General features: G+C 71.7%; 10 protein-coding genes. 6 read left to right on the top strand and 4 right to left on the bottom strand.

From position 1 onward, the window contains the following. The first annotated feature begins 798 nt into the window (after positions 1-798). Positions 799-1,914 (top strand): hypothetical protein, encoded by a 1,116-nt coding sequence (locus QMG73_RS13820; protein ID WP_281895390.1) that lies wholly within the window; start codon positions 799-801, stop codon positions 1,912-1,914. A gap of 183 nt (positions 1,915-2,097) precedes the next feature. On the opposite strand, the gene QMG73_RS13825 is transcribed toward QMG73_RS13820, so the two are convergent. After that, the gene (locus tag QMG73_RS13825) at positions 2,098-2,718 is read right to left on the bottom strand and encodes a bifunctional 4-hydroxy-2-oxoglutarate aldolase/2-dehydro-3-deoxy-phosphogluconate aldolase (RefSeq protein WP_281895391.1); all 621 of its coding nucleotides are present in this window, start codon (positions 2,716-2,718) and stop codon (positions 2,098-2,100) included. Then, entirely contained in the window at positions 2,715-3,392 is a 678-nt protein-coding gene (locus QMG73_RS13830; RefSeq protein ID WP_281895394.1) for a FadR/GntR family transcriptional regulator, read from the bottom strand. The genes QMG73_RS13825 and QMG73_RS13830 overlap by 4 nt, the downstream gene beginning before the upstream one ends. A gap of 178 nt (positions 3,393-3,570) precedes the next feature. Between QMG73_RS13830 and QMG73_RS13835 the strand changes: the two genes are divergently transcribed. Genes QMG73_RS13835 through QMG73_RS13845 form a run of 3 tightly spaced genes read left to right on the top strand, consistent with a single transcriptional unit; the run spans position 3,571 to position 6,425 of the window. Continuing rightward, the gene (locus QMG73_RS13835; RefSeq protein ID WP_281895395.1) at positions 3,571-4,347 is read left to right on the top strand and encodes a hypothetical protein; all 777 of its coding nucleotides are present in this window, start codon (positions 3,571-3,573) and stop codon (positions 4,345-4,347) included. 48 nt (positions 4,348-4,395) lie between these two features. Further along, entirely contained in the window at positions 4,396-5,442 is a 1,047-nt protein-coding gene (locus QMG73_RS13840; RefSeq protein ID WP_281895397.1) for a winged helix DNA-binding domain-containing protein, read from the top strand. Beyond that, on the top strand, positions 5,442-6,425 hold the full coding sequence (locus QMG73_RS13845) for an EamA family transporter (RefSeq protein ID WP_281895399.1): 984 nt from the start codon (positions 5,442-5,444) through the stop codon (positions 6,423-6,425). The genes QMG73_RS13840 and QMG73_RS13845 overlap by 1 nt, the downstream gene beginning before the upstream one ends. Before the next feature lie 75 nt (positions 6,426-6,500). Here QMG73_RS13845 and QMG73_RS13850 read toward each other — a convergent pair whose 3' ends face one another. After that, the gene (locus QMG73_RS13850; protein ID WP_281895761.1) at positions 6,501-7,877 is read right to left on the bottom strand and encodes an acyl-CoA synthetase; all 1,377 of its coding nucleotides are present in this window, start codon (positions 7,875-7,877) and stop codon (positions 6,501-6,503) included. A 37-nt stretch (positions 7,878-7,914) separates the two neighbouring features. Between QMG73_RS13850 and QMG73_RS13855 the strand changes: the two genes are divergently transcribed. Together QMG73_RS13855 and QMG73_RS13860 are read left to right on the top strand one after the other, a co-directional pair. Continuing rightward, positions 7,915-8,352 carry an acyl-CoA thioesterase gene (locus QMG73_RS13855; protein ID WP_281895402.1) on the top strand — a complete coding sequence of 146 codons (438 nt, stop codon included), beginning with the start codon at positions 7,915-7,917 and terminating at the stop codon, positions 8,350-8,352. A 185-nt stretch (positions 8,353-8,537) separates the two neighbouring features. Further along, positions 8,538-11,537, top strand: a complete 3,000-nt coding sequence (locus QMG73_RS13860) for an AfsR/SARP family transcriptional regulator (RefSeq protein ID WP_281895405.1) — start codon at positions 8,538-8,540, stop codon at positions 11,535-11,537. On the opposite strand, the gene QMG73_RS13865 is transcribed toward QMG73_RS13860, so the two are convergent. Beyond that, on the bottom strand, positions 11,492-12,757 hold the full coding sequence (locus QMG73_RS13865) for an APC family permease (RefSeq protein ID WP_281895764.1): 1,266 nt from the start codon (positions 12,755-12,757) through the stop codon (positions 11,492-11,494). The genes QMG73_RS13860 and QMG73_RS13865 overlap by 46 nt on opposite strands.

Raw genomic sequence — 12,757 nt, forward strand, 5'->3', positions numbered from 1 at the left:
ATCCGTTCCCGCTCCAACGCGGACAATCTCTCTGCCACAACCCACTCCTACCTGCAGAAACGTGGGTGTTGCAGCCAGATCTTGAAACCGCCATAGCGACGGTCGAGCGCCAAGATCTGCGGCGACCTCTGGTCGCACAGCAAGGTCGCCGCCGCCGCGGCGAAGGGCCGGCGCCGCCCCCCGTTGTGCGGCGCCGGACCCTCTGGGGCCGCCCATCAAGGGCAAACGCACGCGGAAAGAGAACCACGTGCGTTTGCCCTTGATCGGCGGGAGCGCTAAGCCGCGCGGACCGCTAAGCCGCGGACCGCTACAGCCGCGCTGAGTGCTAGCCGCGCGGACCGCTACAGCCGCGCTGAGTGCTAGCCAAGTGGCGCTAGCTGCGCCCGGAGCTAGCCGCGCCGGTGCGCCGTCAAGAGACCGTGATGCTGCTGGCGCGACTGCCGTACGCCGGGCGCGGCGCCCGCCCCGACCAGGACGGTGAACGCGAACACGGCTGAACGATGGGGCATGACGGCCTCCACGGTGTCTGGCGGCACCCCCGTAGCACCGCCAAGGTCTATCCAACCCTCGAACGTATGATCGACTCCACCCCATCCGCCCCCCGCTTCTATGGCGGCCGTCACAGTCGCGGGCGGGCGTTGACATCCGAAGACACATTGCAAAGACTCAATGCCTGTAGCGGTGTCCACACGCGGGGGCGATCCGAGCCAATGGTTGGTTCGGTTGCGGACACCGGCCCGCCGGCGCGCCCTCGCCACACCGCGTCCACTGAGGACTATCGGTTGGAGGGTCATGAACATGCGGGCAAGAGTCCTGATGCTGGCGATCGCCGTCATGTGCGTGCTGCTGCCAGGCACGCCAGCGCGGGCAGAGTCGTCGGTCTTCGGCACGCTCGTCGCGGGGGGCACGTTCACGCAGGCCGGCGGCGTCACCGCCAACCGCATCGCCACCTGGAACGGTGCGGCCTGGTCCGCGCTGACCGGGCCCGGCGGCACCGGGTTGGACGGTTCGGTGCATGCTCAGACTGTCTACAATGGGCAGCTCGTGATCGGCGGCAACTTCCTCAACGCCGACGGGGTGCGTGTCAACGGCATCGCTCGGTGGGACGGCACGTCCTGGCAGCCGCTCGGCAACGGGCTGATGACGATGGGGCTCGACTTCGTCGACGCGCTGACCGTCTACAATGGCGAGCTTATTGCGGGCGGCCAGTTCTTGCGGGCCGGCGGGCAGTTCGTCAATCATATCGCGCGCTGGAACGGCAGCACGTGGTCGCCGCTCACCGGACCCTCGGGCACCGGCATGGACATGGCGTCGGTGTGGGATCTGACGGTCTACAACGGCGCGCTCATCGCGGCGGGTGGCTTCACGGCCGCTGGTGGTGTATCCGCCAGCCGCGTCGCTCGGTGGAACGGCAGCACGTGGTCCGCGCTCGGCAGCGGCACCACCGGTGACATCCTGGCCATCACCGTCTACAATGGAGAGCTGATTGTGGCGGGTAGCTTCGCCGAGGCGGGCGGCGTGCCGGTCGGCAACATCGCCCGCTGGAACGGTAGCACCTGGTCAGCGTTGCCCGGCCCGTCGGGCGCTGGGCTCAACGAGCACGCTCGCGCCATCACCGTCCACAATGGGGGCGTTGTCGTGGCAGGCTGGTTCACGCAGGCGGGTGGCGTCGCGGCCAACCACATCGCGCGCTGGAACGGCACGGCGTGGTCGGCGCTGGGCAGCGGCACGGACGACTTCGTGTACTCGCTGGGCGTCTACGGCAGTGACCTCGTGGCGGGCGGGTTCTTCGACGAGGCGGGCGGCGTGACCGTCAACCACGTCGCCCGGTGGAACGGCTCCGCGTGGTCGGCCCTGTCAGGACCGTCCGCGGTGGGCACCAACGACACCGTCTTCTCACTGCTCGCGCCCTAGACAACCTATTTCAAGGTGAGCTACCGCGATGCCCGTCGTGGCTCAGACCGTTGCTCCCGCGGCCTCGCCGTCCGCGTCCAGTCACGCTGCTACGCGCCGCACGGGTTGTGTAGCAGCGGAGGGTGAGGCCGCGGGAGCAACGGGCATGGAGCGCGACGGGCATCGCGGTAGCCCAAAATCTCTTTATTTCGCTACCGCCGCGCGGAATTCGGCCACGCGGTCGCGGAGTGCCGACAGGTCGCCGCCGCGCGCGGCGTCACCGAGCAGCGGCGAACCCACACCCACCGCCGCCGCGCCACGGTCCAAATAGGAGCGTGCGCTGGCCGCGTCGACGCCACCGACCGGTACGAAAGCCGTTGAGGGGAACGGGTCGCGCAGTGCGCTCAGGTAGGCCGGGCCGCCCAGGGACGCGGGAAACAGCTTCACCGCGGCCGCACCAGCGGACACCGCCTGCACGACCTCGCTCGGTGTCAGCGCACCGGCGAGCACCGGCATCCCGAGCAGCGACGACTCGTCGACGCTGGGCGCGATCGCCGGCGTGACAAGGAAGCTCGCACCCGCGTCGGTCGCCTGCTGCGCGTCGACCACGCTCAGAACGGTGCCGACACCGAGGGCGAAACCGTCGCCGAGCGTGGCGCGCGCACGGCGTACAGTCTCCAAAGCCTCGGCGCTGGTGAGCGACACCTCGATCAGCGCGACGCCGCTCTCTGCCAGTGTCAGCACAGCGGCGAGCGCCGCCGCCGGATCGGGCCCGCGCACGATGGCCAACAGCCGGTGCTCGCGCAGCGCGTCCAACAGATTCATCGGGTACCACCTATCACGGCGAGCAGGCGTCGCATGGCATCCTCGGCTCCCGCCGCGTCGCCCACTCGGATCGCGTCGACGACCGCGCGGTGATTCGGCACCGGATCGTCGTGTGGTCCACCGTGGACGGTGCGGTCACGCTCGGCGAGGCCGGTGTCCAGAACGACCTCCATGCGCTGCAAGAGTTCGTTGTGCGCCGTGGCGAGCAGCGTGCGATGAAACTCTAGGTCGGCGTCCACGGCTGCCGCCAGGTCGCCGTTCGCGGCGGCCATCTGGTCGATCGCGCGGTCGAGCGCGACCAGATCGCCGGCGGAGGCGCGCGTCGCGGCCAGCCGAGCCGCGGCCGGTTCCACGATTTCGCGTATCTCCTGGAGGCTCTCGAGGAGCGAGCCGCCCGCCCCTCCGGCGACCTGCCAACGGATGACGTCGCGGTCGAGCAGGTGCCACTCGGCGCGCGGCAGGACGAACGTGCCCCGCTTCTGACGCGCGTCGACGATGCCCTTGGCGGAGAGCACCTTGAGCGCTTCACGCAGCGCGGTGAGGCTGACGTCGAGCTCGGCCCGGAGTGCGGTGATGTCGAGTGTTGCGCCCTCGGGTATCTCGCCGGCCACGATCCGCCCGCCGAGCGCCTCGACGGTCTGACCGTGTATCCCGCGCGGCGCGAGTCGTCTCACGGTGCCTCCGGTAGTCATTAATTACGAAAACATCGTGCCACCTCTCTGTGATCAGGATGAAGTGGGACGCCTTGTCGCATACCTGACCGAATTTCGGGGCAACATGAACTCCGAAGGCGGGTTTGACCGTGTTCACGATCGCTACGGTGATCCCCCCGACCCGACTGGAGATAGGCATATGGCCTGGTACCTGGCGCCGGCGCTCGCCGTCGGCCGCTCGGAGGTCAACCGCCGGTGGCCCACGCGGGACAAGGCCTCCGACGGCACGATCGGTGACGCGGCGCATCAGGCGACCCGATCCGATCACAACCCGAACGCGCGCGAGTCGGTCGACGCATGGGACATGGACAAGGACGGCGTGGACGTGTGGGCGGTGATCGGTGCGTTCCAGCGCCACCCCTCGTCGCACTACTGGATCTATAACCGGCAGATCGCTGACAAGGACGACGGCTGGCGCCGCCGCGCCTACAGCGGTGTCAACCCGCACACCCAGCACGTCCACTTCAGCATCCGCCAGTCAGCGGCGGCGGAGCAGGACCGGCGCACGTGGGGCTTACTGGAGGAGGAGTTCATGGCAGCGATATCCGACGCCGATCAGCGGGCGCTGATCTGGCGCGTCGAGGGGATCACCGCGGGGCGGCTCGCCGTCGCTGGCGGCCCGACCCGGGGCGAACCCGTCGTGATCAACCAGCGGATCGTCGCCATCGAGCAGAAGGTGAACGCCCTGACCACCGCCGTCGCCGCGATCGACGAGGAGGTGGCGGCGAAGCTGCGCGTCGAGTTCGAGCAGATCGACGCCGCGCACGACGAGCTGATGACCTCCATCGACCAGGTCGACGAGGCGGTCGTGGAGGCGATCGGAAACGGTGGCTCGCCCGAGGTCGTGGCGGCGCGGCTACGCGTGGTACTCGGAGACCGCGCCTCAGCGGTGGGCGCCATCCTCTCCCAGCCGTAGGAACTCGCGCGGCCGGCGGTGTCGGTGGGTTGGCTTACGGTGGGCGGCATGGACATCCCGCTGCTCCGGCTCGCGGCGCTGCGCATCGCCGGCCACCATCTGCCCAGCGCCGTCGAAACGGTGCGGTGGCTGACCGCGCTCCAGGCGCAGGACCCGAATGGCGCCGTCGCGTCCGTCGCGCTGCGCACCGAGTCGGGCAGCCGTGCCGGCGTCGAGCGTGCCTTCGATGCCGGTCAGATCGTCAAGAGCTGGCCGATGCGCGGCACCCTGCACCTCGTCGCCGCCGAAGACCTGCCGTGGATCCTCTCGCTCACCGCACCGCGGATCATCGCTTCCGCGGCCAAGCGCCGGGCAGAGCTGGGTCTCGACGCCGCGACCCTCGCGCGCGCCGAGGAGACCGCGGTGGGCGCGCTCTCGGGCGGCGGCAAGCTGTCGCGCGCCGAGCTGATGGCCGTCTGGGACGAGGCCGGGATCGGCACCACGGGCCAGCGGGGCTACCACATGCTGGGTTACCTGGCGGAGACCGGCACCCTCTGCTTTGGACCGACGCGGGGTGGCGAGCAGCTCGTCGTACTGGTCGACGAGTGGATCACCGAGCCGCGCCGCCTGGAGCGCGACGAGGCGCTCGGCGAGCTGGCTTTTCGGTACTTCCGGAGTCACGGCCCGGCCACCGTCAAAGACTTCACGCGGTGGACCAACCTGACCGCCGCTGACGTGCGCGCCGGCCTCGCGATCGCCCGGCCCCGGCTGGCGAGCATCGAGGTGGGCGGCGTCGAGCACCTCATGGCGCCGGAGACGCCCGACGTGCTCGCCTCCTGTCGCCGCCGCGCCAAGGGCGTCTTCCTGCTGCCCGGCTTCGACGAGTTCATGCTCGGTTACCTTGATCGCACCACGGCACTGCCCGCCGAATACGCCACCCGGGTCGTGCCGGGCGGCAACGGCGTCTTCCAACCCACGGTGATCAGCGCCGGCCGCGTGGTCGGCACCTGGAAACGCGGGCGCGACGAGCCGGTCGTCAGTCCGTTCACGACGCTGCCCGACGCGGTCGCCAAGGCGATCCCCAAGGTGTACGCCACGCTGGCCCTGCGCGCCTGATGGAGTCCGGCCCACTGGTCGTGGCCGCTGTACTGGCCGCCGCCGTGCTGCACGCCGGCTGGAACGCGATCGCGAAAGGTGTCGACGACCGGATCGGCCTGTTCGCGCGGGCGAGCGTCGTCGACGTTACCGTCATGTTCGCGGTCGTGTGGTGGCTGCCGATGCCAGCCGCCGCGTCCTGGCCCTGGCTGCTCGCCTCGGTCGTCGTCCAGGTCGCTTACATCGTCGGGCTCATGGCGGCGTACCGCGTCGGCGACTTCAACCAGACCTACCCGCTCGCCCGGGGCATCGGTCCGCTGGTCGTGGCGGTGGTCGCCGTGACGGTGATCGGCGAGCCGCTGCCGCTGGTGCCCGCCCTCGGCGTGCTGCTGATCGCGGTCGCGGTCGGCGTGCTCGGGCTGACGCCGTGGCGGCGGATCCGCGGCAACCGGGCCGCGGTGCTGGCGGCCACCGGCACCGGCGTGATGATCGCGACGTACACGCTGCTCGACGGCATGGGGGTACGCCGCAGCGGGACCCCGATCGGATACATCGCCTGGCTGATGGGCCTGCACTCGCTCGGCACGATCGCCGCGACCGCCATCCTGCGCCGCACCCGGTTCGCCGCGCCCGCGAGCGCCCAGCCGCCCGCGAGCGCCCAGCCGCCCGCGAGCGCCCAGCCGCCCGCGAGCGCCCAGCCGCCCGCGAGCGCCCAGCCGCAGGCCAGCGACCAGTTGCCGGCCGGCGGGGGGACGAGGTGGTCCGGCCCGGCGATGTGGGGGATGGCGGCGCTCACCGGCATGATGTCGACGGCGGCTTACGGGCTCGTGCTGTGGGCGCAGTCGCGTGGCGCGCTCGCCGCCGTGGCCGCGCTGCGGGAGAGCAGTGTCGTGGTCGCGGCGGTGCTGGGCGTGCTGGTGTTCCGCGAGCCGATGGGCCGGGTCCGGATCGCCGCGAGCGTCGCCGTCGCCGCGGGAGTCGTCCTCCTCGCCGTCCCCACGTAACCCCCACCCGCGGCTTTCCGTGATCAGGGCGTCCCTCAAGTCGCCCTAACGACTTCAGGGACGCCCTGATCACTGTTAGGTGAGGGCGTTTTTGAGGACTTTGCCCATGGCGTTGCGGGGGAGGGCATCCAGGACGTGGATCTCGCGCGGGCGTTTGTGGGGTGACAGTTGCGTGGCCACCCACTCGGCCAGCTCGTCCTTGTCCGGGACGGCGCCGGGCGCGGCCACGATCCAGGCCACCACCCGCTCGCCGAGGTCCGCGTCGGGGGCGCCGGTGACCGCCGCCTCGGCGACCGCGGGGTGGTCCAGCAGCACGTTTTCGATTTCGCCGGCCCCGATCTTGTACCCGCCGCTCTTGATCAGGTCGGTGGCCCGGCGCCCCACGATCTTGATCGCGCCGTCGCCCGTCCAGGTCGCTACGTCGCCGGTGCGGAACCAGCCGTCCCGCATCGCCTCGGCCGTCGCGTCGGGGCGGTTGAGGTACTCCAGGAAGAGGTTCGGCCCGCGGACAAAAATCTCGCCCACCTCGCCTGCAGCGTGCAGGTCGTTGCCCTCGTCGTCGACCAGGCGCACGTCGACGCCGGGCAGCGGGGGCCCGACGGTGCCGGGGACGCGGTCGCCGTCGGCGCGTACCGCGCAGTTCATCAACGTCTCGGTCATGCCGTACCGCTCGACCACGCGCTGCCCCGTGGCTCGCGCGATGCGTTCGTGGTCGACCACCGGCAGTGCCGCCGAGCCGGAGACCAGCAGCCGGGCCCCGGCCAGCGCCGACGCCACCGACGTGTCGGTCGAGGCCGCCTCGGCGAGCCGGTGGTACATCGTGGGCACTCCAAACAGGACAGTCGCCGAGGAGCGCAGTGCCGCCGCGACCGCGCCCGGGGAGAACCGCCCGATGTGAAACGCCGTGCCGCCGAGCCGGAGTGGACCCAGCATCCCGAGGATGAGGCCGTGCACGTGGAAGAGCGGTAGCCCGTGCGCCACCGTGTCGTCGGCCGTCCACTGCCACGCGGCAGCGAGCGCGTCGAGATTCGAAGCGATGGCGCCGTGGGAGAGCACCACGCCCTTGGGCGGGCCGGTGGTGCCCGAGGTGTAGACGATGAGGGCGGGCGCCGCCGGCGAGACCGGGGCCAGTTCGACACCGGAGCTGACCGGCAGCGACTCGTCCAGTACCAGATCAGGCTCGCTGTCGCCCAGGATGTGCGCGACCTCGCGCTCGCCGGCCTTGGGGTTGAGCGGCACCACCGGGACCCCGGCGCGGAGCCCGGCCACGACGGCGACCACGGTCTCGACGCGCGGCCTGGCCCACACCGCGACCCGGCGTGCCCCCGCGAACGCGCCGGCCACCTCGGCGGTCCATCGGTCCAACTCCCGGTAGGTGGTCACCTGGTCGCCGAAGCGCAATGCCGGCCGATCACCCAAAGCGAGGCGCGGAAATAGGGTCACGAACCTCATCATGCAGGCCCTATCGTGGAGCCCGATGAGCGGGATCATGACGAAGTGGGCTGTCCTTCAGGAGTACCAGATCAGCGACAAGGACCTCGACGCGGCCGGCACGGTCAGTGACGACGCCCTTGCGCGCTGGGTCGACGCCGCGCGCGAGGCGTACCTGGACGGCTGTCCCACCCTGCTCGCCGCCGGCCGGGAGCCCGGCGTGGCGCTGCGGCACCGGACGGCCGCGCTGCCCGGCGGCGCGCTGCTCGGCCGGCCCACAGACGTCGTGGTCACCGCGAGCGTCAAGGAGTTCCGGCCGGCGTCGTTCACGATCGCGGTGCGGGTGCGGCCGGGTGGCGGTGACCGGGAGATTCCCGTCAACGCCTCGTGCGTGGTCCGGCTTGACGACGCGGCGACGGGCGAGCCTCGTCAGCTGGGCAACGAGATCCGCGACGAGCTGATCGCCCTGGAGCAGAGCGCCAGCTACTACAACTGAACGTCCAACCGGGGTTCCCACGCCCCCATGTGGTGACCGTCGGTCACACTCAAGCTCACGCTCCCCCGTGCGCATCGCAAACGGTGTGGCCGGTGGGCACTACGCGGGAACCCCGTGGACGAAATCCAGCCTGTCGGACCCCGTGATACAAACGTTCATACACTCCCACACACCTGCGAGGTTGGATGCGGTACACGGTGCTCGGACCGGTGACGGTGGTCACCGCGGAGCACCAGCACCGGCTTCCGCGCGCGCAGACCCGCGGGTTGCTCGCATACATGCTGCTCAACCTCGGACAGCGGGTGTCCCGTGAGGCGATGATCGAGGCGCTGTGGGGTGGGGCGGCGCCGTCGACCGCCAAGTCTCAGGTGCACAACGCGATCACGGTGATCCGGGCCCGCCTCGCCGAGCTGGGCGCCGACGAGGTGTTCGTGGGCGGGCCGTCCGGATACCAGCTGCTGGTGGAGCCCGACCAGGTCGACGCGGCCGCGTTCGAGGCGAAGGCCCGCCAGGCGAGGCAGGTCGCCGATCGGGGCGCGCGCGAGGAGGCCGCCGCGCTGCTACGCGAGGGCCTCGCGCTGTGGCAGGGCGCCCCGCTCGCCGACGCGAGCGGGGCCTACGTCGACGCCGCCCGCGCCCGGCTCGTCGAGCGCCGGCTGACCGCATACGAGGACCTGGCCGACGCCGAACTGGAGCTTGGCCGCGCCGAGGCGGTGGTCACCGAGATCGCGCCGCTCGTCGACGAGTACCCGATGCGGGAGCGGCTGCGGGCCCGGCAGATGACCGCGCTGTACCGCAGCGGCCGGCAGGTCGAGGCGCTGCAGAGCTACCGCGCGTACCGCACGCTGCTCGCCGAGCACGAAGGGCTGGACCCGGGGCGCGAGATCGCCGACCTGGAGAGCCTGATCCTGCGTGCGGAACTGCCCGAGGCGCCCCAGCGTACCGAAGCCTCCGTGCCGGCCCTGTTGCCGCCCGACATCCCCGACTTCACGGGGCGGTCCGGCGAGGTCGACGCCGTCTACCGGCTGCTGACCGAGACCCGCCAGCCCACCGCGCTGGCGATCGCCGGCATCGCGGGGATGGGCGGCGTCGGCAAGACCACGCTTGCGGTGCGGTCGGCGCACCTCGCCGCGACCGGGTACCCGGATGGCCAGCTCTACGTCAACCTGCGCGGCGCGCAGGCGAGCCCGCTCGACCCCGGTGACGTGCTGGCCAGGTTCCTGCGCGCGCTCGGCGTCGACAACCGGGCCATCCCGCACGACCTGGCGGAGCGCACCGAGCTGTACCGCAGCCGGGTAGCCGGCCGTCGCGTGCTGGTCGTGCTCGACAACGCCGCGTCCGAGGAGCAGATCCGCCCCTTGCTGCCGGGCGCGCCCACCTGCGCCGTGCTGATCACCAGCCGCGCCCGGCTCACCGGCGTCGAGGGGGCCCGCTGGATCGACCTGGAGGTGTTCAGCCCCGGCGAGGCCATCGAGCTGCTGGCGGTGGTGGCCGACGACGGCCGGGTCGCGGCGCAGCGGTCGGACGCCGCCGAGATCGTCCGGCTGTGCGGCGGGCTGCCGCTCGCGGTACGCGTGGCCGGCGCGCGGCTGACCGCCCGGCCGACCTGGCGGCTCGCGCACCTGGCCCGGATGCTCGGTGACGAGCGTCAACGGCTCGACCGGCTGGCCACTGGTGATCTTGAGGTGCGCGCTTCGCTGGCCCTCAGCTACCAGGCTCTCGACCCGGAGTCCAGGCGGCTGCTGCGGCTGCTCGGCCTCTTCGACGTGCCGCACTTCTCCGCGTGGCTGGCCGCCGCGGTACTGGAACGGCCCGTCGACGACGCCGCCGCCCACCTGGAGGCGCTGGTCGACGCGCAGCTGCTGGGCGGCACGGGCACCGACGAGGCCGGCCAGAACCGCTACCGCTTCCACGACCTGGTCCGGCTCTACGCCCGCGAACGCGCGGAGCGCGAAGACAGCGAGGAAGACCGGGCCGCCGCGCTGGCGCGGGGTTTCGGGGGATGGCTCGCCGTCGCCGAGCGCCTGGCTGATCGAGTACCGGGGCCCCCGTTCGCGCCGATCAGTGGCTCGGCGCCACGGCCCGCTCTCGACTGGGACGACGACGGTGGCGACCCGCTGACGTGGTTCGACGCGGAGCGCAGCGCGCTGATCGCCGCGATCCGCCAGGCGTGCGCGCTGGGCCTCGACGAGCTGGCGTTCGACCTGGCCGGGTGCATGGAGAAGTACTTCGACATCCGCGGCATGTACACCGAATGGCAGGCCATCAACACGCGGGTCATCGAGGTGTGCCGCGCCAACGGCAACCTGCGCGGCGAGGCGGTCATGCGGCGCGGCCTCACCGAGGTCGTCACCTGGAACACCATCGACCACACCGGTGAGGCGATGGTGCGGTTCGATACCGAGGCGAACGAGCTCGTGGCGATGTTCGAGGCGTTGGGGGAGCAGCGCGGCATGTCCGACGCTGAGGTCAACTGCGCGTGGGCCGCCTCGGCCAAGGGCGCCTCGGCCGAGGCGGTGGAGCATGGCCTGCGGGCGTTGAGCCTCGCTCAGGAGACCGGCCACATCGGAGGCGAGGCTCGTGCGCACGTCGCGATCGCGGTCGCCCGCGCCGAGCAGCAGGATCTCATGGCCGCGTTCGGGCATCTGACGCAGGCGCTGGAGCGGATACGCACGCTGGGCAACCCGCGCTACGAGGCGGCCGTCCTGCAGTTCATGGGGATCGGGTACGTGCGGGCCGGCGACCTGGACTCGGCGGAGCGGGTACTGGACGAGTCGCTCGCCATCTCCCGGCGCCTCCGCGACAGCTACACCGAGGTGCTGACCATGCTGGAGCTGGCCCGCCTGTACCTGCGCCGGGGCGACCCGAGAGCACGGACGGCGGCGGAGACCTCGCTGGCGTTGGGGCGCGAGTACACCATGAGCCACCACGTCGCCGACTCGCTCGGCGTACTCGGCGAGATCGAGCTGGCCGCCGGCCGGCCCGACAAGGCGGCCAAGCACCTGGAAGAGTCGGTGGCGCTGTGGCGCACCCGCGGCTGGCTGTCGTTTCTGGCGGGCGCCCTGGCGGAGCTGGGCAAGGCGTACACGGAGACGGATCCCGAGGCCGCGAAGGCAGCCTTCGACGAGGCGCGCGAGCTCTATCTCCGCCTCGACAACGCCGAGGCCGCAGCCGCTCTCCCCTGATTGCGGGTGTGGGCGTCGTAGAGGAGCGCGGCGGCGGCGATGGCCAGCGCCCACACGATGTACCGTCCGGTCAGGAGCAGGAGCACCACGACCGCGACCAGTGCCACCGTCGCCATACGGTGCGACCAGGTGCCCCGGGGCAGCAGGCGCAGGGCGGCGGCCATGCCGAGCACGTACACCGTCGCGAAGCAGCCGGTCGTCAGCAGCACGGAGGGGCGCGGGTCGACACCGGTGACCGCGACCGCTCCGAGCGACACAGTGGACAGTACGGCGATGACGGCGAGACTGCGCCTGGGTACCGTGCCGGCCTCGCTGCCACGGGCGAACCAGGCCGGTAGGGCGCCGTCGCGGCCCAGCGCGGCACCGAGCTTGGCGGCGCCCGCGAAGTAGGCGTTCATCGCGCCGAGCGTCAGCAACAGTGCCGCCCCGGCTGCCAGTACCCGCACCTCACCACCGACCCCGATGGCGAGCAACTCGGCGAGCGGCGCGTCGGACGTGCCCGCGGCGGAGCCGAGCACCAGCACGCTGGCGGCGGCGATGGCGAAGTACAGCAGGCCGACCACCACCACGGCGATGACGGTGGCGCGGGGCAGGTCGCGTGCCGGGTGGCGGAAGTCGGCGGCCAGGTGGGTGACCGCTTCCCAGCCCGCGAAGCCCCACACGAGCAGGGCGGCGGCGGGCCCGATCGCGAGCCAGCCGTGCGGTGCGAACGGCTCCAGGTTGGACAGTCGCGCGTGCGGCAGCGCCGTGAGCGTGGCGGTCAGCAGCAGGACGACCAGAAGCGCCGCGAGTCCAAATTGGAGCCTGCCGGAGACGCGTAACCCGCCCGCGTTGGTGGCGGTGACGAACGCGATCAGCAGCGCCCCGGTGATGAGCGTGGTGCGGGTACCGCCGCCGACGGCCGCTGACACGTAGGCGCCGGCGAACATCGCGGCCGCTGGCGCACCGGCCGGGATCGCGAAGTAGAAGCACCAACCAACGACCGCCGCGGCGCGCCGGCCGAACGCCCGCCGCACGTACGTGGAGACGCCGCCCGAGTCCGGGTACCGGGCGCCGAGCGCCGCGAACGTGGTGGCCAGCGGCACCGACAGTGCGATCAGCGCGAGCCAGGCGAGAAGCGACGCGGGTCCGGCGGTCTCGGCGGCGAGCGCGGGCAGGGCGATCACGCCGGTGCCGAGGACGGCTCCGATCGACAGGGCAGCCCCTTGCGGCACGGTCAT

The sequence above is a fragment of the Phytohabitans aurantiacus genome (assembly GCF_027923225.1).
GTDB lineage: Bacteria > Actinomycetota > Actinomycetes > Mycobacteriales > Micromonosporaceae > Phytohabitans > Phytohabitans aurantiacus.